Raw genomic sequence first — 19,684 nt, forward strand, 5'->3', positions numbered from 1 at the left:
TTTAACTATGGCCATGTGATCTCACTATCCTCTCGATTATCAGATTAACAGCCCTATCGATCTTTTGCTGTGGTATATTTCTTATTTTTGCACATTCCTCCTTTGAAGATTCTAAAATTTCATTTGCCTTTTTCCTTGCTTCTTCTTCTTTTTCTTTTATTATTCCTGAAGCTTGATTTTGGGCACTTTCGTTGGCTGCATCAATTTCTTTTTGTGCCAGTTCTGTAGCAGTTTTTATTATCTCTCTGGATTTTGCCAAGGCTTCTTTTTTGATATTTTCTGCTGCAGCCTCAATTTCTTTAATTTCTTTAAGCACTCCAACTGCCAATAATATCACCACCTTTTTATTTATAGTTAATTATTTATACTAATGATATTTAAAGATATATTGTCAAATCCTGATTTATTAGAAAAATAAAATTCAATATTCGTAATTAAAATTAGATTTCACAAAGCAAATATTTTTATGCAGAGTTTATAATCTCATATCGAAAAAGAATGAATATAAATCCAAACATAAAATATTATAACATATTTAGTATGTTGTGAAAGGGATTAAATTATTGTATAAAATTTGTCAATTGCAGTCGATGTTATATTTTTAACATTTATTTTTGTTATCTAGTATAGCTTGTATATTATGTATGGCTATAACCATACATATTTATTCATAAATATAATGCTATATTTCATATTTTATTGATAAACTATTAACAAAATATTTTATAAAAAAAATTGTTGTATTAATACAGCCATTTAAATATAAGTTTGTATTAATATACCACACTATCAAATTATATTTATATAAAATTCTGTATTAAATATGTACAATTTTATTCAATATAAAAAAAATTTGCCCTCTCTGTGGTATTTGGAATTCTATAATCAAATACTATATATGTATCTTTTATGCAAAGTTCCCCTTTACTTAATAAACAATATGCATCAAATGAAAATTTTCTTATATATATGTTTTTTAATATTTCCTTTGTGCTTTTATCTTCATAATGAGGCATTTTCTTCTTAATGAATTCTCTGTTTGAAGCGAGATTCCAAATAAACTTCTTATCTATTTTTATTTCCTGCATAAGAAAATCAGGAACAGATGGATTTCTCCCCTGCCTCAAATAATCAAATGCAAGACTCTCTTTTAATATATTGATATCTATGGTATTTAAATGTTCTCCATAATCATAAATAAGCTTATACTGGCCTTCATTGCTCAATTTTATTGTTTTTTTAAAAGTCTCGTATTGAAAAGCGCTTATTTCTTCAAAGAGTACAAAGGGCGATTGGGTTTGCATTAATAATAAATTCATACTGCATTGAAATCTGCCGCTGTTGTAGTATCTATCAAGGGTTTTCTCTGTTTCTTTAAGCTTAATTAACTCATCAAAGGAAAGGAGGTCAGTCTTTAACACTTCATAGGGCGGATAATCATTGAACTGGATACCATAAATCTCTGATTCCCTTGTTATTTTGCTTCCTTTCAATAATTTAAGAAAACCCAATTGAAGCATATGAGGTTTTAAACTAAATACACTGTCGAAGGAATCCCTGAAGGAATTGAAATCCTCCCCGGGCAATCCTGCAATAAGGTCTAAATGTATATTAATATTGCCCTTTTCCCTCAATCGGGCAATATTTTTAAACAATATATCAATTTTAGTCTTTCTGTCTATAAGGCTTAAAGTTGTATTATTTACAGATTGAACTCCTATTTCAAACTGAAATAAACCGGAGCGTACACCTTGTAAAAATTCTATGGTTTCATCGTCCAGTATATCTGCTGAAATTTCAAAGTGAAATTTCGTATTCATGCTATGTTCTGCAAGGAATTTGAATACTTCAAGAGTGTGTTTCGCGCAATTAAAGGTTCGGTCAACGAATTTTACAAGTTTGACTTGTTTGTCTATAAACCATAAAAGATCTCTTTTTATTCTTTCAACTGAGAAAAATCTGACCCCCGGTATTGTAGAAGACAGGCAGTAGGAACAATTATATGGGCATCCTCTTGATGCCTCATAATAAAGTATTTTATTTTTAAAGTCATAACTATCATCATAGGGAAAGGGTATACTGTCAAGATTTTCAATCAAAGGAGCATTAATATTTTCTATAATACCGTTATCCTTTCTGAAAACAATGCCATAAATATCCTTAAGGCCTTTGCCCCTTCCTTCAAGACATAAAAAAAGCTCCTGAGCCGTTCTTTCTCCCTCACCTTTTACAATAAAATCAATGGAGGTGTTTTCCTCCATTAATTTTGTACAATCATATGAAACCTCCGGGCCTCCTAATACTACCAGGAGCTTTGGATTGATTTTTTTCATGCTTCCAATGATTTTTAATACATATTCTATGTTCCATATGTAGCAGGAGAAGCCTAAAATATCAGGCTTCATTTTATTCAGCTCACCTATGATATTATCAAGGGCGTCATTTACCGAGTATTCCGCAAGAGTTACATCCAAACCTTTTAAACAGGCTTTTATATATCTTAAGGCTAAATTAGTATGAACAAATTTAGAATTTATTTCAGTCAATATTATTTTCAATTAAAATCATCCTTTTTGTAAGCTTCTATATAAAAATAGTCATCAAATTCATATTTATCCTTTATTACAAAATATCTTTCCACAACAGGCAGCATTGTGTCGGCGCCGAAGTTCCCCGGCCACCGCAAGAAATCCATGTTTATATCCACATATCTATCTTCTGATAATTTCACATTTATATTTTTCTTTATGCTTATGGTTAAGTCTTTAATATTTAAATCCCATATGAGTATTTTGCCTTCATTTTTCAGTGTCCTTGCTATTTCCCTTATGAGCTTCATCCTTGAACGATTTCTGTCAATGTATGCAAAAGCAAAAAAAGAAGTCATGACATCAAAGCTTTTATCCTCAAATGGAAGGCTGTTAGGATGTCCGTAAACCCAGTTGAAATCATCAGCTTCAAGCTTGGTATCCAAAGCCGCGGCTGTCTCTAAAAGAAAATCTGGAACTGACCTTTCCGTTAAGGCCCTATATATGGCACCTTTGCCTTGATAGCCTATATCCAGAACATTCCCTTCAAGTGAAAGATAGCTTAAATCGATTGTAATTTCAGATGTTTTACCCATAAAATTACCTCCGCTGTAACCTTTTTCAATAGTATTCTACTTATAAAAGGTCAATTCCTTCATGAAAAAAATGTTGTCGTATAATTTCAGCAGTTAATATCTGATATCTTTTCCTTATGACATACATGATGATAAAACATGAATAGAAATCCTGCCGTAGATCTTTGGGCCTGGCATAAAATTATATCTGTTATATTAAAGAACCTCTGCTCTAAATTTTTAATATCCTTATTCCTGTTGTGGGCATCTATGGCTACTAATGTGTTTTCATTCACAAAATCTCTAAGTGAATCCAGATAAATTCCCTTATCATAGCATTTAAAACTATCGTATTGTTCGTATACCCTTTTAATCCAGTTTTCGAATTTTCTGTGATGCTTTAAAAGATGGATATTAACATGCTGGGGTACTGTAAGGTCCTGAATAAGATGAGCTGCTGCCCCTAAATAAAACATGGATTTCCTTACATCATTTTTCTTCCAATTTACAACGGCAGCTTCATAATAAGCAATACATTCTTTCAATGCGTTGCTGGACCCGTATAATCCCTTCTGACTTAAGGGGTTGAAAAAGTGATTGCTGCTTTTTAAATCCTGATCCGCCCATGCCACCCCTGAATTTAATTCCTCTATATGTTTTGCAAATAAAAGCCATGCATCCTTGTATCCATCATTTTTTAATATAATCAAAGACTGTATATTAATGAATTTGTGAACCTTGCATTCGGATTTAATGACAACCTTCTTTACGGGATTAACCGCCGCAAGAGTGGATTTAAATACCCTTCCGTATGTCCTCTCTACAATACCCTGCATAATGTCTTCTCCTTGTGATAGCTAAAGATAGCTAAATATATTATTTACCATTGTATTGAAATAAAATTTATTTATTTTGATACCAGCTTGCTTCCACAAAGCAGTCGTAAAAAACTGCACCAAAAGCTATGTCCGATATATCCTGGTCAGTTAAGATATTTACATTGGCAGCCGTATCTTCCTTCAAGCCTCCGTGGATATTTACCACACCTTCAATGATATAAGGATCAATTTTTGCAAAGGCAAATATTTTCCCCTTTTCATTGTAAATCTCAATTTTGTCGCCATCCTTTATGTTCCTCATTCGTGCATCTTCCTTATTAATGTATAGAAGGGGTTTATCTGATGATAATTTTGAAGCTCTTATTTCACCGAACTGAGAATGTATCCTCTCTCTTGCATGGGTGGATAATAACCGTAAAGGATACTTACCATTCTCTTCTGTACCTTTAAAACAATCTTTAAAATCCGGCAGCGGGCTTTTCCCCCAGATTGATTCCATTCTTTCGCAATAGAATTCTATCTTTTTTGAAGGAGTATCAAAAATTCTTTCTTTATAAGCTATGTCACTGTTTTCTTTAAGATATGGACCTTTTTTAAGATCTTTTACACTTACATTTATATTGCATTTTTTAAGGCAAACATCTATTGTCTCTTCATTATACAAAGGAAGGTAGTTCATATTGTAGCCCATTTTTTTACCTAAAAGCCTGTAAATTTCCGATTCATTTTTTGATTCATTAACAGGTTCTATTACCTTTTGAAAACAATTTAAGTAAGGGGTCCAATAGCTTGAAAAAACATCTTCGTATTCAAAAAAACTCTGGGCAGGAAGAATTATATCGGCATATTTTGCCGTATCCGTCATAAATAAATCAATGGCTACAATATATTCAACCTTTTTTAATGCCCTTTTAAGGCCGTTTGTATCAGGATTCATAGTAAGGGGATTGGCACGTTCAATCCAGAGCAGTTTTATGTTTGGATTTTGGTATTCTTCAATAGCCCTGCCCAGCTGGGCTTCTGCAAAATCCCTTCTCGTCTTTATATCATTCTGAGGTATATATGGCCACTCAAGGTTTCTCCATCTCTTATTGGCAAATTTAAAGCCTCCGCCTCTAATTCCTATATCACCTGTCAACGCAGGTATCATGGAAATGGCTCGGACATTCTGCCCGCCATTTTTATATCTTTGCATGCCGTATCCGCAAATTAAAGTCATGGGCTTTTTATTTGCAATCAGATTTACTGCCTCATTTATCAGATCCTCATTCAATCCGCAAATCTTTGATGCATACTCAATTGTATAGTGAGATACATGCTCTTTGAATTCATCAAATCCAAAGGTGTATTCTTTTATGAAATCAATGTCTATGCTTCCTTTTTGTATCAAAAGATTGGCTATGCATAAGGCTAAAACTCCGTCTGTTCCCGGTTTTATGGGTATGTGGAGGTTGGAATTAAGTGAGGGCAGAGTATTTATTGGGTCTATGGTTATTATTTTTGCCCCCTTATTTACTGCCTCATTTATAAATTTCAACTCCTGAACATTGGTGGAAGATGGATTTTTGCCCCATATTATAATAAGTCCTGCATGCTCTAAATCCCAGGGAGCGTTTTGAATATTGGAACCGTAGGTGAGCTTTACGGCTTCTATACCTGCCGAGTAGCAAAGGCTTCCCTTAGTTGCCGAATAGCTTCCGAACTGATTGAAAAAGCCTTTATAATACTCAGACATTAGTCCCATACATCCGGCTGACGTAAAATGCAATAAACCCAGCGGTCCAACAGTGTCTTTAACAAGTTTCAGCCTTTTTGATATTTCATCTATTGCAGTTTCCCAGGATATCCTTTTGAATATGCCTTCGCCCCTTTTTCCTTCTCTTATCATGGGATATCCTATTCTCTGGGGGGAATAAACATAATCTGTATAGGATAAACCCTTGATACAAAGCTTGCTGTTAGTTGCCCTGTTTTTACTTCCGCCTTCAATTTTTACAATTTTCCCGTCCTCAACATAAGCCTTAATATCACAGGCACTGAAGCAGTCCCTTGGACATGATGTATTTATGATAGTTTGACCCATACTTCTCCTCCGCCTTTAAAATCCTAAGTCTTCATTTATAATAATAACTTCAATATCCGTCAAAGAGGGTTTATAGTCAATGATGGCAGTTATGTTGCAAATCCTCTGGGATACTTTGCAGTCGTGACATTCTTCTGTTCTGGCACAAGGAGTGTTAAGATTAAGCCTCTTGGTATTTAAGTGAACAATGCTTTTTACTCTTTTTAGTGCATCATCTGTATTTTCAGTTATTTTATTGACGCCGCATACTATAAATACATTTTTAGGACCGGAAAACATACCTGCTACCCTGTTTCCCGCTCCGTCTATATTAACAAGCTTGCCCTCCATGGTAAGTGCATTTGTGCTGGATAAATAAAAGTCGGCATTCAGGGCCTCTTTTCTTATGCTGTTCATTTCGCCCGTGCCTGATGCCAGCCAATGAAACAAAACCTTATTGCCTCTGTCCTTTAGTTTTTCCGGAATTAAAAGGCTTTTAACCGTCATGGAGCCCCCGATTCCCACCGATGCATCTGATGGTATTTTAGATAAAAGATAGTCAACTGCTTCATTAGAAGTTTCAAAATATTTAGCAGAAAATTTATTTTTTTCAAGGGATTCAATTGTTTTTAACACTTTATTATCCATACTAATACCTCCGTTTTTATTAATACCGAGTTGTCCATAAGTTATTATAAACATAATACTACATTGAAAAGTACTTTTCTATAATTTGAATAAGGCTTCTTATTTTGATATACCTTTAAATTTTCATGTAATTATTATGGATGAACACTAATATTTATATATATAGAACGCATTAATTATAAAAGGGTTTTTCATGCGTTTTATATTGATATTAATTGGTGGTTTACATGAAAAAATTAAGCTTTCTTCAAAATACAATCGTTCTTGTACTGTCCAACCTTATCACCGGTTCTCTGGCCTTTTTATTTTCAATAATCTTATCCAAGGAAATAGGAGCCCAGGGTGTAGGGTTGTACCATATGATAATGCCCATATACATGCTTTTTATATGTTTTACCTGCGGCGGCACAACTGTTGCATTGTCTAAGATTACCGCAGAGCAGAACTCCAGGAAGAATATAAGTGAGCTTTACAAGGGTATTACGGCTTCCATAACCTTCTTTGCATTCTGGACTGTTTTAGTGTCCATATTCATTGTACTTTTTGCACCTTTTATATCAGATAATATATTAAAGGATTCCCGTACATATCTCCCGGTCCTCATATTCATACCGGCCTTGCTCTTTGTAGCTATGGGCTCAATATTGAAAGGATATTTTTACGGCCTGCAGAATTCAACCTTCCCGGCAGTTATTGATATTGTTGAAAAGTCTGTGCGCATTATAATACTGGTTACATTGATAACATATTTTAAAAACTGGGATCTTAAATACAAGGTGGCAGCAGCGGTGGCAGCCATGACTGCCGGGGAATTTATAAGCTTTGTGCTATTGTACATATTTTATAAAAAATCCTATTTCAGTGTTTCTGATTTTACCGGACGGCCGGACAATGTATTTCAGATTATAGTAAATGTATTAAAAATTTCCCTGCCCTTATCCTTGAACGGATTTTTATCAACGGCTTTAGGCACACTTATAGCCATTATGATTCCTCGGCGGCTGCAGGTTGCCGGCTTTTCCGTGGAATCATCTTTAGCCCTGTACGGTAAGCTTACAGGGATGGGAATGAACATAGTAATGTTTCCATCAATTATCGTCTCTGCAATATCCATAATACTTGTGCCGGTGATCTCTGAAGCCTCCTCAGGAAAAAGCATGACGGCGGTAAACAGGAGGATAAAACCTATTCTTCGCATTACGGCTTTGATTGCCTCCCTTTCAGCCGGTCTGTTCTTCTCCATACCAAATGAATTAGGCAAGCTTTTTTATGCCAGAACTGATTTGGGAAATATAATATTTTCCCTATCCTTCGGAGTAATTTTTATGTACATAGAATCAACTTTGTTTGGTATTTTAAACGGATTGGGCAGGCAAAGCGTGCTTTTACAAAATACCATAATAATGTCCTTGATTGATGTTACGTCACTTTATTTCCTGGTAGGAGTACCAAATATCAACATATACGGATATGCAATCAATTTTGTCATAAGTCCTCTTGCAGGCTGTATTTTAAATTCAATGGAAATGAAAAGGATAACAGATGTACAAATCGATGTTTATGATACTTTTGTCTTGCCTGTATTTATCGCCGTAGGTGAAATACTCATACTCAATATTATAAAGCCGCTCATATACGTCATATGGGGCAATACAAACATTTCCTCCTTGATACTTCTGGCATCGGGAATAGGGTCTTATATATTCATTTATTTTTTAATAAGCTTGGCTTCAAAAAAAAGGGCTAAGTAGACTTTAGCCCTTTTAATATTTGTTCATCTTTATGAAGGCTGCTATTTGTGATAGTATATATGGATATACAGAATACAAGATTTACAAAGGAGACAATATAAATGGAACAGCAAATAGCGCGACAAAAGGAAAAAACAATTTATTTACTTATGACTCTGTCAACATTATTCTGGTCCGGAGCTTTTATTGCCGGTAAATTCAGCGTTAAGGAATTTCCTCCCTTTACATTGACCTTTTTAAGATTTTTTATCGCTTCTGCAATAATATTTATCATTATGATTAAAGTTGAAAAAGAATGGAAAATCACTCTTAAGGATGTGCCTGTATTTTTAACATTGGGTATCGTAGGAATGTTCGGATATCATGTAATGTTTTTTATGGCGTTAAAATATACAAGCGCCATTAATTCCTCCCTCATTGCCGCCACCAATCCTCTCATGACTGCCATACTTGCCTCATTTTTTCTGGGTGATAAAATGAGCTATAAAAAGATTGGCCCTGTTTTATTGTCACTGTCAGGGGTTGCTCTTACCATAACGGGAGGAAACTTCAAGGAAGTGGTACAAGCCGGTTTAAATATAGGTGACCTTTTTATGCTGGCAGCAGTATTTTTGTGGGCGGCATATTCTGTATTGAGCAAAAAAATAGGAGGCAAATACTCTCCTATTGTGCTGACAGCTTACAGTTTTATAAGCTGCTCCATCATTCTGATACCTTTTGTTATCTGGGAAAATCCCGCATCCTTCATACCTTCCTCAACCATATCAGGATGGACGGCCGTTTTTTACATGGCTATATTCCCTTCTGTTATAGGATATCTGGTGCAGCAGCATTCAATTAAAATAATCGGAGCCAGAAGAACCATGATATTTGTTAACCTGGTGCCGGTATTTTCAATTATACTTTCACTGCTGATACTCAAAGAAACCTTATCTCCCTTTAAGCTCTTAAGCTCACTTCTTATAATAGTAGGAGTTTATTTTACAAACAGGTTGGGAAATTAAATATGTTTTTCTCTTAATTTTTGTATCAATACATTGATATCCTCAGGTATATCTGCCGTGACAGTCATTTTTTCTCCTGTTCTTGGATGATTGAAGGATAATTTATAAGCATGCAATGCCTGCCTTTTTATATATTGGGCATCGTCATTTTCTTCACCGTACAAGGTGTCTCCGTATAGGGGATGGCCTAAAAATGAAAGGTGCACCCTTATCTGGTGAGTTTTGCCTGTTTCCAGCCTGACTTCTAAAAGGGAGGCATCGTTTAAAATCTCTATGGTTTTATAATGGGTGACTGCACGCTGTCCCTTTTCCATAACTTCTCTTTTGATGGAATCATAGAAGGGCCTGTCAATAGGCTGGTCTATGGTTCCGTCATTTTTATCCAATATGCCGTGAACCACAGTGCAGTATATTTTTTCAACAGTATTATTATCCATCTGTTTTGCCATGGCCTGATGGCAAAACTGGTTTTTTGCAATCATGACAAGGCCGGAGGTATCCCTGTCCAGCCTGTTTACAAGCCTTACTATTGTATTTTCATTTCTTTGTCTCCAGTGATAAATCACACCGTTTGAAAGAGTGCCTATAGGATGGCCTTTTGTCGGATGTACTACCATTCCCGGCTGTTTGTTTACAATCAGAAGGTCGGCATCTTCAAAAACAATTTCAATGGGGATATTTTGAGCCTCAATATTCTGGCTTTCATCCTTTAATAAATTGACGGATATCTCATCGCCTTTTTTTACCTTTAAGTTTGTAAATGCTGCTTCCCCGTTTACATATATTGAATTGTTTTTCTTCATGCCTGTTATGATTCTTCTTGACAGGTTAAGCTTGTTTTTTAATATGCTGTCAAGTCTTACCCCATCATCTTCCTGCACTGCAATATATTTAAGCAAATCCTTTGTCATTTTTATCTCCGTAATTAGTATTTTTTAATTTTCATTCAAATGTATACAAACAATATTATATAGCTTACGACTTTTAATTACCATAATTATAAAAGCGGTGCCAATATCATTATTTCCTCATTTTCCCTATAAATGCTGCCAAACTGCGATAGGGGAAGAGGGCTTGTGCCCAAACCTGCTTCTATGGTATAGCCGGGCCTGTGAAATTTTTCTATGAACCAGTCTTTATAGCCTGCATAGGCAGCTTCATAAGGAGTATAAGCTACCATATATCCGCTTACGTTTGAAAAGATTTGTGCTATTTCCCGTGAATAAGGCGGTATTATATTCTTATACAGCCAATAAATCACCCTTCCCTGAGTGTGGTACGCCAGTACCAGCCTGAAATTATGCTGATTAGTAAAATTGACCATTGCCTGGGTTTCCGGTTCTGATAATGGATATGGCCCTCCGTACCTTGTGGGCCCCGGGCCGTATATTCCCAATTGAGCCTCCTGGGCTTTTGCTTCTTCCCAGCTTGCAGGATAATTACGGTTTAAATCCACACCTCTTGTATTGGATTTCCAAACTCTGTTAAAGGGCATACCTGTATTATTCCATTCTAAAAGATCATTATAATATGGATTTTGTGGTTCGGGACCCTTAATTGCAATATCCACACCATCAGGATTTACCATAGGAACTATATATATGCTGCTTCTGCTCCAGATATCCCGTACATTATAGCCTCTCAATGTACTTCCCGTTGAATAAGCAAGTGAAAAGTTCTCTATAAACTTCATAAGAAGAGGAGTGGTAATCCACTCGGTGCCATGATGGGAGCCGTTATAGGACACTTCATTGGGGCCTGCTCCAAGTTTTACATAATACAAATTTTTACCAAGAACGCTTTTGCCTATGGAGCCAACCTCTAAAAATGGATACCTTGCCTTTAAGCCTAAAATATCTCTTTCCATAATATCATAAGTATAATCAATATCTGTGAAAACCACATCTATGCCATAGGGTACCGTAATGGTCTGCCCTATTCTTAAATTTAAGGGATCTGCTCCAGGATTGGCAGTCATAATCCCATGTATGGTGGAATAATATCGCTGTGCAATATTATAAATAGTATCTCCCTGTTTAATTGTATAAGTACCATAACCTCTTAAAAAATTTTCAAACAGGTTCCAGGTCGTTGGCCCTACAACTCCATCGGCAGTAATATTAAATCCTCTTTGAAATTCCATGACCGCACGTTGTGTCTGCAATCCGTATATGCCGTCAACTGAACCGGCATTGTACCCCATTCTGTTAAGCAAACTCTGTACGAGCTTAACAGCCCAACCTCTAGACCCTAATGATAATACTTCCATAATTCCATCCTTAACTTTAATCATATATCTATTATATTGATGAAAATAAAAAGTTGTTCCATAGAACAACTTTTTATTAGGCCAAAATGTATTTTTTAGAGACTTTCAATACCTACAACTTCATATCCTGCGTCAGCCACTGCGGCTTTAAATTTTTCATCATCTACATTATCAAACTCAACTACGGCGTTTTTGCCTTCTAAGTCCACTTTTACATCCGTTACGCCGCTAATTTCACTCAAAGCATTTTTTACATGATTAACGCAGTGCATGCAGGACATTCCTTCTACTAATAATTTCTTTTTCATATTATTATACCTCCTGAAAATATTTTATTTTAAGGGTTTGAACCCCTTCAACCTTAAAGCATTTAACAATACTGAAACTGAGCTGAAGCTCATGGCTGCCGCAGCAATCATGGGATTCATCAAAGGGCCTCCAAATAAGTGGAGCACTCCTGCTGCCACGGGTATGCCGGCAGAATTATATGCAAAGGCCCAGAACAGGTTTTGCTTTATATTGCGTATGGTGTTCTTGCTTAACTGTATGGCGGTGGGCACATCCATAAGATCGCTTCTCATCAGGACTATATCGGCAGATTCCATGGCTACATCGGTGCCAGAGCCTATGGCTATGCCTATATCTGCCTGTGCCAGAGCAGGGGCATCGTTGATACCGTCACCAACCATGGCAACTTTTTTACCTTCTGACTGAAGCTTTTTAACTTCATTTGCCTTATCCTGAGGAAGAACTTCTGCAAGAACTCTGTCTATTCCTACCTGCTTTGCAATAGCTTCTGCAGTTCTTCTGTTGTCTCCTGTTATCATAGCAACCTCAATGCCCATTGAATGCAGCTTTTCAATGGCTTTTTTACTGCTCTCCTTCATAACATCGGCTACAGCCACAATACCTGCCAATTTTTCATGCCTTGATACATACATGGGGGTTTTCCCTTCTTCTGCAAGCTTGTCTGAAGTCCCTTCCATTTCCGTTATATCTATATTTCTTTCAATCATCAATTTCTTGTTTCCCAAAAGTACTGTGCTTCCTTCGATTACAACCTCTATTCCATGTCCCGGGATGGCTTTAAAGCTCTCAACCTTTAAAAATTCAAGGCCTTTTTCTTCTGCCCCTTTTACAATGGCTTCGCCTAAAGGATGCTCAGAACCTCTCTCAGCTGAAGCAGCAAGGGCTAAAAGCCTTTCTTCATTTATGCCTCCTGCTGTTATTATATCCGTTACCTTTGGTTTTCCTTCAGTTATTGTACCTGTCTTGTCAAAGACTATGGTCTTTATTTTATGAGCGGTTTCCAAGGCTTCTCCGCCCTTTATCAAAACACCGTATTCTGCTCCTTTTCCTGTGCCTACCATTATCGCCGTCGGTGTAGCAAGGCCAAGGGCACAGGGGCAAGCTATAACCAGTATGGAAATAAATATTGTAAGTGCGAATACTTCTGATTCTCCGGATATATACCATGCCAGGCCTGCAATTATGGCTATGCTCATAACAATGGGAACAAAATAACCCGAAATGATATCTGCCATCTTAGCTATGGGGGCTTTGGAACCCTGGGCATCCTCAACCAGCTTTATTATCTGGGATAAAGCCGTATCCTTTCCTACCTTTGTCGCCTTAAATCTTATGGAGCCGTTTTTATTTATACTTGCTCCTATTACCTTATCTCCCTGCTTTTTCTCTATTGGTATGCTCTCTCCTGTCAACATGGATTCATCAACGGATGTAAGCCCTTCTATAACCTCACCGTCAACAGGTATCTTCTCTCCCGGCTTAACTACTATAATATCTCCAGCTTCCACTTCATCTATGGGAATTTCGATTTCTTTATCATCCTGTATAACCGTAGCTGTCTTTGGCGCCAGGCCCATAAGCTTCTTTATGGCTTCCGATGTCTTTCCTTTCGTGACAGATTCCAAGTATTTTCCCAAAAGTATCAATGTTACAATTACACCGGCAGACTCAAAATAAAGCTCATAAGCATAATCTATATTTCCGTTAAATATCTGAACTATGGAATATATACCATAAATAACTGCAGCTGATGTACCTAATGCTATTAACGAGTCCATATTAGGGCTTCTTTTTATAAGAGACTTAAAGCCCACCCTGTAAAACCGGTTGCCTGCAGCCAATATAGGAACTGTAAGAACTAGCTGAATCACTGCAAAGCTTCTGGGACTTTCCATTGGGTCAAGTATTCCCGGCAGATGCAGTCCCAGCATATGGCCCATGGCAATAACCAAAAGGGGAACTGTAAATACAGCCGATATAATAAATTTTATAAGCAGTGTTTTTATTTCCTTTTCCTTGCGTTCCCTATCCTGATCAACTGCCTGTCCCGTTTCTATTTCAAGAGGTTCATAACCTGCCTTTTTAACGGCGGCTTTAATCTCGGAAATCCTGGTTTTGCCAGGGTCATATTCAACAGTTAGCCTTTCCGTCGCAAAATTAACTGATGCAGATATTACTCCTTCAACCTTTCCGGCTGCCCTCTCAACAGCCTTGGCACAAGCTGCACAGGTCATTCCTCCTATAGGTATTGTAACGGATTTTGTATCCTTCTTTTCTAATGCGCCATATCCTGCTTTTTCTATAGCTTTTATTATATCTGTCAAATCTACTTTATTTTCGTCATATTCAACAGCTAATTTTTCAGTGGCAATATTGACAGAAGCATCATTTACTCCCTCAAGCTTTTTGCTGGCACGTTCCACGGCTTTGGCACAAGCCGCACAGGTCATCCCCGTTATATCTAAATACTGAATCTTCATTACTAATATCCCCCTTTCAAGCTTTATCTATATATTTTTCCAGTATATACATTATCTCATCTATTTTTTCTTGTCCTTCTCCTACCATAACTGCATGAACCACACAGGAGTTTATATGATTCTTAAGTATTTTTATATTTGCCTTTTTTAAAAGGGATTGAACCGCCAATATCTGCTTTGATATATCGATACAGTATCTTTCTTCATCAATCATTTTCAATATACCATCCAGCTGTCCCCTGGCTGTTTTAAGGGCATTCATTATTTCGGAATCTTCTTTATGGCTTGTCAATAATACCCCTCCTCTCGACATTATTATCTGTAATATGCATTAAAAAATACTCTTTACCCCTCCCCCATAGGGGGTGTGATTTAATATTACCACTTTATTTTTTCTTTTGCAATATTATAACTTAAATTTAATTCCAGAATTTTTGCATCTTTTCGGAGCATCCTTATCGTTCCTTATTATTTTCCTTCCCTAATATGCTACTGCATCAACATCTCCTTCCTTATTTTGTTCAATAAATATGATTATTTTGTTAGGCAGACAGACAATAGTCTCATATTTCTTACTAATCCATCCTGTATCTGAACATACGCCCTCAGGGCATATGTCTTTAATCATCTCCAGCATTCTGACTTTTCCATCCTTTAATTCGATATACCCGGTATTATTTTTAAACTGGAAGTCATAAATTTTATTATCCGTTTTTTCATTAACAGTTAATGTCTTTATCACATTATCATCAACTTTAATGACTACATTCTTTTTATTCGATTCAACATTAATAAACCTATTGACTATGTATCCTCCGATAATACATATAACTAAAAATGCAATTAATATCTTATCTCCACTTCTCATGCCTGGCCATCTTTTCATTGTCAATCCTCTTTCTGATAGTAAAATAGCAGAACTTGGCAACTATATATTTACTCCTCATGGATAAATATATAATATACAAAAAATATGAAAAAAGTATGAAGAATACATTTCTTCATACTTTTTTTCTCATATAAAATAAAACAGTCAATACTTCATAAAACTTCACCGGGATCAAAACCAGTAATTTTATATCGCGTTACATAAACGGAAAGCTCTATTATTTTATTGATATCCATATTCCCGAAATGCTCTGTATCAGCTTTATAATCTCTGCCTCTACCTCAAAGCTCCCGCTTACTTCATACTCAATTCCGTTCTTTATCCATCTGATTTCGGCATAAGCTTCGGTATATTTTTTTACTGCAAACTTTTGCCCTTCCGCCATCTGGACATTTTCCCCTTCCTGTATAGCTAATTCCTTGTCCTGTGTCTTTTTCTGTATGAAATTTATTGTATCATCATCTTTGATATAGGATATCAAGACGGAAGGCGCTTTAGCCGGGGGAATAATATATATATCGCTTAATGAAAAATCCTTTGGGATAGTCTTGGGAATAAGAACGTTAAACTTTACATATTTCTCTGCTTCCTTTTCGTCACTAACAAGCTTGGGGATTCCCTCCATGTTATATATTTTTATATTCTCATTATCCTTTAATGCAAAAAGAGACATATCTATATTCTTGTTTACGGTAATATATTCATATTCACAGATAGAATTCATTTCCCCGTCAGCCAAAAATTCTTCCTTCAGGGGGAGCCTCAATCCGTTTATCTCTGCAAGCCACATACGATGCTCATATATCTCCCCGTTATCGTCGTCAATGCATCTAATTATTTCGACAGGCTGACCTCTAAACTCATCTTTTTTAAAAGTCTGATATTTTCCGCTGACTTCCATATCCTGAAGCTTTTCCTCCAGTTGAAAGTAAATGGGCGCATCATCCTTCCACTTCTCCCTGTAATATGCAGACTTTGATTGGGGCAGATACTCATATACTCCTTCAGGTGTGTATATATCAATATTAGTGCTTCCGGAATATGATGTTTCACACCTTAGGTAGTAAGGCCTTATGTAATAATAATGCATTTCCATGGAAGATGTCTTATTTCCCAGCGCCATGGTTTTTACAGTTTGTTTATATTCAATGGAATAAACTTGTTTTATTGAATGGGACAGTACATCAACAATGCTGTCATTACCATAGGAGCTCATGACTGCCTGAGGCTCAAATTCCTGTTTTATTCCCTTGGATAGCATAACAATCAATAAAAATGACAGCATCAATGTACCATATTTAAATCTTCTATACCACAAAGATATATCCCCCTTCGTTTAACACATGTGTACAGTAAATTTATATTATTGATTGTGCTGAAATATTTCATTTATCCTTAATTAGCTGTAAATAAACTTTCCGTATGGGATACATTCAATGATATGAACCAGCTTGCAGAGCCCATAAATATAGATGTGAATTAATACGCCCTTTATCTCGTCCTGTGCGGGCTGCCTCTTTGCCTGTTCAGGACGTTCTTTTATTGCAATAGGATTGCTTTTAGCAGAACATCCTTTAGAAGTTAAAGGAGTGAAATATGCAGAATCAAATGAGATGCTATGAAAAACCATGAGCATATTGTATATATTTGCAAAAAAAAATGGGTTATTAATTATTATAAATATAAGGTATTATATAAAATAACATATTTCGCCAAGCCAACTGCCTTGGGTAATTATCCTTGAGCATGATAAGGGTTCGAGTCCCCCCCTTTTTTGGCTTATATCCAAGGGTGATTTCTTATTGCCCTATAACTGTATTAGGGAGGTTTATATGAATGAATTAACTACTTTCAACTACGAAGGCAAGAAAGTACGTACCATTCAAAGAAACGGAGAAACTTGGTGGGTGGCAAAATATGTGTGCGATGTATTTGGAGAAGCCAATAGAAATCGTGCCATGCAGTATCTCGATGAAGATGAAAAGGGGTATACGCAAATGACTACCCCCGGCGGGGTCTTGTTTTCATTCCTTCCCATTGGCTGTATATCCACCAGTCTAATTCATTCAGCACTATGTTTGATAGTATTGGCGAAATGATGCCTCCCTGGGGAGTACCTTTTTCCGGCACACCTATACCTTCAATTCTGGCTTTTAGAATTTTGGATATTACAGATAGCAGCTTCTTATCTCTTATTCCCATAGACCACATCTGTTTTAGTAGTTTTCCATGGTCTACGTTATCAAAGAAACCTTTTACATCAATATCAATCGCATAATGGAGTTTGTTGGAGTTGATAAGTGAGATTGCCCTGGCAAGAGCGTGTTCCATGCTTCTATTGGGCCTGAATCCATAGCTGTGTTTATAGAACCTGGCTTCACAGATAGGTTCTAAGACTTGCTTTGTGCATTGCTGAAGAAGCCTGTCTTCTAATGTGGGTATGCCCAGTATTCTGAATTTTATCATCTCTGCGGATAATATCAGTAATTGTTCGATATCCCCAGGTTGGGTGCGCAGTATGAATTTCATCTATTCTACGCATGATGAATAAAACCTCATTAGATACTGTCATATTTTTGGGAGCTTTACGACGATATACACTACTTCGGTTCACTGACAGCAGAGAGGTCTGGCGTTTTATATACAACAGATCTAATTAAAATTATTTTTCAACTTCTCACATCAGCTCCGGCTGCTGGGATATTTTAATCTTCGGTTTTCCATGTTGGTTCAAATTTTTATCACTTGATAAATACATACAATAAAGTTGAGATAAAACCTGCACAAAGAGCCAATATAACCTTACGTGTAAAAGACCCTTCTTCTTGTGGTGATGTTATATAATTATAATAAAAACCTAAAATCAAAATACTTGATTGAATAATAAACCAAATGAAAAAATATAATAAAAATTCCACATGTGTACTCCTTTCACTGCATATAGGTTAATAGGCGTTTGATTTTGCAACGTATTTTTTCCATACCTACAGATTCCCTGTTAATCATTTTTTTTCAATACTCTAAAGAATTAAGGGATTTCTGCGGGTTTACTAAAGTTCCTGATGCTTCTAAGTTCACCCGCTTTAAGTAGGATTTCCTTTATTAAAATTACCTACTACTCCTATAGTTGACATGCTTATGCCAATTATTCCGGCTTCCGCAATACCTCTGACTAATCTATACTCTAATGGCGCAGGTATATTAAAAAATCCACCATGACGTCTTGAAGCCCTATTTACACCAATAGTTATTGTAGCTGGCACTATATCCTTAACAACAGAAGAAATTACAGAATCAGCAACTGTGGCCAGAAGGTTTTCACCAATTTCTTGAGTCAAACTTTTGCTATCTGGTACCACTTCATGTGTATTCGCTTTACTAACCTCATAACCCGAAAACTCTATCCACTGTTCATGACTTACATAGGCTGCAATAGGGTCATAGCCGCTTGTATCTTTTAAGTTTGCCGGTTCTCCATAAGCATATGCATATCTATTTAAGCTCTTTGGATTACTTAAATCACCTGCTATTATATCTTTCGTTAAAAACCTTCCGATTCCTGCTGCATAATATCTGGAATTTAAGAAATATAACTCGGTTTCCTTATCATACCTATAACCTGCATAGGTATGTGCATGCTCAAATCCGGTATCATTGTTGATATCTACTGTATTGCCGCTGCCATCCTTGACATTAATAATATTCCCATAAGGGTCGTAAACATATGCCTAACCTTTTCAGTTAGGAACGTGTCGCACCGTCATAGGTGTAGGAAGCAATAATATTATTACTTCCATCCTTTGATGTGCAGGGATTTTTTTAGGATTTCAACCTTTTCTTTTTCTTCAGATAATAGCTTGTCTTTCTTTCTGGGTTCCTTTCCTAGTTCTCTGTCCCGCTGTATCAATTCATGCTCAGAGATTGGACTTTTAGCTTTCATCCCTTTTGATTCAGCATAAGAAGGCATTTTATGCGGCGATAATCTCTTACCCATCGGCATACTGTATTTATGTCAATTCCCATTTCTTCTGCGAAGCTGGTTGCTGATTTCCCTGTTTCAAGTATAAATTTCGCTGTCTGTTCTCTCATTTCTTCTGTATATTTTGAATTGTTACTAGGCATAGATTTCTCCCTTCTTCCCATGCATATGGTAACATATTTTTTAGTGACGGTTTTTCACCGCAGTACAAAAAAAGCAGTTGCAAAACCAACAATATAAGTTTGGTTTTGCAACGACCTAATTAAAATTATTTTTTCTTGGCTATGCCCGCATTTTACAATGAATATTCTTCATTTTTCAAAGAAAACAAATAAAAGTTAAGCTTGCCAT

18 protein-coding genes and 4 pseudogenes are annotated in these 19,684 nt (G+C 36.2%); 4 read left to right on the forward strand and 18 right to left on the reverse strand.

Going from position 1 to position 19,684, the window contains the following annotated elements; genetic code table 11:
• Position 1: 1 nt before the first annotated feature.
• From OXPF_RS11760 to OXPF_RS11785, 6 genes are all read right to left on the reverse strand, one after another.
• Entirely contained in the window at positions 2-328 is a 327-nt protein-coding gene (locus tag OXPF_RS11760) for a hypothetical protein (protein WP_054875398.1), read from the reverse strand.
• A 505-nt stretch (positions 329-833) separates the two neighbouring features.
• Positions 834-2,558 carry a B12-binding domain-containing radical SAM protein gene (locus tag OXPF_RS11765; RefSeq protein ID WP_054875399.1) on the reverse strand — a complete coding sequence of 575 codons (1,725 nt, stop codon included), beginning with the start codon at positions 2,556-2,558 and terminating at the stop codon, positions 834-836.
• Complete coding sequence (locus OXPF_RS11770; RefSeq protein ID WP_054875400.1) at positions 2,555-3,124, reverse strand: methyltransferase domain-containing protein; 570 nt, start codon at positions 3,122-3,124, stop codon at positions 2,555-2,557. Before OXPF_RS11770 ends, OXPF_RS11765 begins: the two co-directional genes overlap by 4 nt.
• An 86-nt stretch (positions 3,125-3,210) precedes the next feature.
• Entirely contained in the window at positions 3,211-3,939 is a 729-nt protein-coding gene (locus tag OXPF_RS11775) for a zinc dependent phospholipase C family protein (protein ID WP_054875401.1), read from the reverse strand.
• 67 nt (positions 3,940-4,006) lie between these two features.
• Positions 4,007-6,025, reverse strand: coding sequence for a molybdopterin-containing oxidoreductase family protein (locus tag OXPF_RS11780; protein WP_054875402.1), 2,019 nt, complete (start codon positions 6,023-6,025; stop codon positions 4,007-4,009).
• Positions 6,026-6,040: 15 nt separating this feature from the next.
• Complete coding sequence (locus OXPF_RS11785; protein WP_054875403.1) at positions 6,041-6,652, reverse strand: lactate utilization protein; 612 nt, start codon at positions 6,650-6,652, stop codon at positions 6,041-6,043.
• 227 nt (positions 6,653-6,879) lie between these two features.
• Here OXPF_RS11785 and spoVB point away from each other — a divergent pair, with 227 nt between their 5' ends.
• Together spoVB and OXPF_RS11795 are read left to right on the forward strand one after the other, a co-directional pair.
• The gene (spoVB, locus tag OXPF_RS11790) at positions 6,880-8,403 is read left to right on the forward strand and encodes a stage V sporulation protein B (protein ID WP_054875404.1); all 1,524 of its coding nucleotides are present in this window, start codon (positions 6,880-6,882) and stop codon (positions 8,401-8,403) included.
• A 101-nt stretch (positions 8,404-8,504) separates the two neighbouring features.
• Complete coding sequence (locus tag OXPF_RS11795; protein ID WP_054875405.1) at positions 8,505-9,407, forward strand: DMT family transporter; 903 nt, start codon at positions 8,505-8,507, stop codon at positions 9,405-9,407.
• On the opposite strand, the gene OXPF_RS11800 is transcribed toward OXPF_RS11795, so the two are convergent.
• The 7 genes from OXPF_RS11800 to OXPF_RS11830 all read right to left on the reverse strand — a co-directional run bounded on the left by OXPF_RS11800 (position 9,404) and on the right by OXPF_RS11830 (position 16,672).
• Positions 9,404-10,318, reverse strand: a complete 915-nt coding sequence (locus OXPF_RS11800; RefSeq protein ID WP_054875406.1) for an RluA family pseudouridine synthase — start codon at positions 10,316-10,318, stop codon at positions 9,404-9,406. The two genes, OXPF_RS11795 and OXPF_RS11800, sit on opposite strands and share 4 nt — an antisense overlap.
• Positions 10,319-10,404: 86 nt before the next feature.
• Positions 10,405-11,676 carry a M14 family metallopeptidase gene (locus OXPF_RS11805; protein WP_054875407.1) on the reverse strand — a complete coding sequence of 424 codons (1,272 nt, stop codon included), beginning with the start codon at positions 11,674-11,676 and terminating at the stop codon, positions 10,405-10,407.
• 95 nt (positions 11,677-11,771) lie between these two features.
• Complete coding sequence (locus tag OXPF_RS11810) at positions 11,772-11,984, reverse strand: heavy-metal-associated domain-containing protein (RefSeq protein WP_054875408.1); 213 nt, start codon at positions 11,982-11,984, stop codon at positions 11,772-11,774.
• Positions 11,985-12,008: 24 nt separating this feature from the next.
• Positions 12,009-14,465, reverse strand: a complete 2,457-nt coding sequence (locus OXPF_RS11815) for a heavy metal translocating P-type ATPase (protein WP_054875409.1) — start codon at positions 14,463-14,465, stop codon at positions 12,009-12,011.
• 16 nt (positions 14,466-14,481) lie between these two features.
• Positions 14,482-14,757: a metal-sensing transcriptional repressor gene (locus OXPF_RS11820; protein ID WP_423230582.1), complete on the reverse strand. Its 276-nt coding sequence runs from the start codon at positions 14,755-14,757 to the stop codon at positions 14,482-14,484.
• 189 nt (positions 14,758-14,946) lie between these two features.
• Complete coding sequence (locus OXPF_RS11825) at positions 14,947-15,351, reverse strand: NusG domain II-containing protein (protein WP_054875411.1); 405 nt, start codon at positions 15,349-15,351, stop codon at positions 14,947-14,949.
• Between the two features lie 220 nt (positions 15,352-15,571).
• Positions 15,572-16,672 (reverse strand): hypothetical protein, encoded by a 1,101-nt coding sequence (locus OXPF_RS11830; RefSeq protein ID WP_054875412.1) that lies wholly within the window; start codon positions 16,670-16,672, stop codon positions 15,572-15,574.
• Between the two features lie 514 nt (positions 16,673-17,186).
• Between OXPF_RS11830 and OXPF_RS21825 the strand changes: the two genes are divergently transcribed.
• Entirely contained in the window at positions 17,187-17,453 is a 267-nt protein-coding gene (locus OXPF_RS21825; protein ID WP_152967747.1) for a BRO-N domain-containing protein, read from the forward strand.
• Here OXPF_RS21825 and OXPF_RS11835 read toward each other — a convergent pair.
• Both OXPF_RS11835 and OXPF_RS23115 read right to left on the reverse strand, forming a co-directional pair.
• Positions 17,371-17,814: pseudogene (locus tag OXPF_RS11835) on the reverse strand (reverse transcriptase domain-containing protein); the annotation flags it as partial. The gene OXPF_RS21825 and the pseudogene OXPF_RS11835 overlap by 83 nt on opposite strands.
• A gap of 4 nt (positions 17,815-17,818) precedes the next feature.
• Positions 17,819-17,995: pseudogene (locus OXPF_RS23115) on the reverse strand (IS3 family transposase); the annotation flags it as partial.
• Between the two features lie 315 nt (positions 17,996-18,310).
• Between OXPF_RS23115 and OXPF_RS21830 the strand changes: the two are divergent.
• Positions 18,311-18,442: pseudogene (locus OXPF_RS21830) on the forward strand (transposase); the annotation flags it as partial.
• Here the strand turns inward: OXPF_RS21830 and OXPF_RS23650 are convergent.
• From OXPF_RS23650 to OXPF_RS11845, 3 genes and pseudogenes are all read right to left on the reverse strand, one after another.
• Positions 18,438-19,061: pseudogene (locus OXPF_RS23650) on the reverse strand (RHS repeat-associated core domain-containing protein); the annotation flags it as partial. The pseudogenes OXPF_RS21830 and OXPF_RS23650 sit on opposite strands and share 5 nt — an antisense overlap.
• Positions 19,062-19,141: 80 nt before the next feature.
• Positions 19,142-19,294, reverse strand: a complete 153-nt coding sequence (locus OXPF_RS22500) for a hypothetical protein (protein WP_160317211.1) — start codon at positions 19,292-19,294, stop codon at positions 19,142-19,144.
• Positions 19,291-19,476, reverse strand: a complete 186-nt coding sequence (locus OXPF_RS11845; RefSeq protein ID WP_054875415.1) for a transposase — start codon at positions 19,474-19,476, stop codon at positions 19,291-19,293. Before OXPF_RS11845 ends, OXPF_RS22500 begins: the two co-directional genes overlap by 4 nt.
• Between the last annotated feature and the right edge of the window lie 208 nt (positions 19,477-19,684).

Origin of the sequence: Oxobacter pfennigii (assembly GCF_001317355.1) — a bacterium.
GTDB classification, from domain to species: Bacteria; Bacillota; Clostridia; order Clostridiales; family Oxobacteraceae; genus Oxobacter; species Oxobacter pfennigii.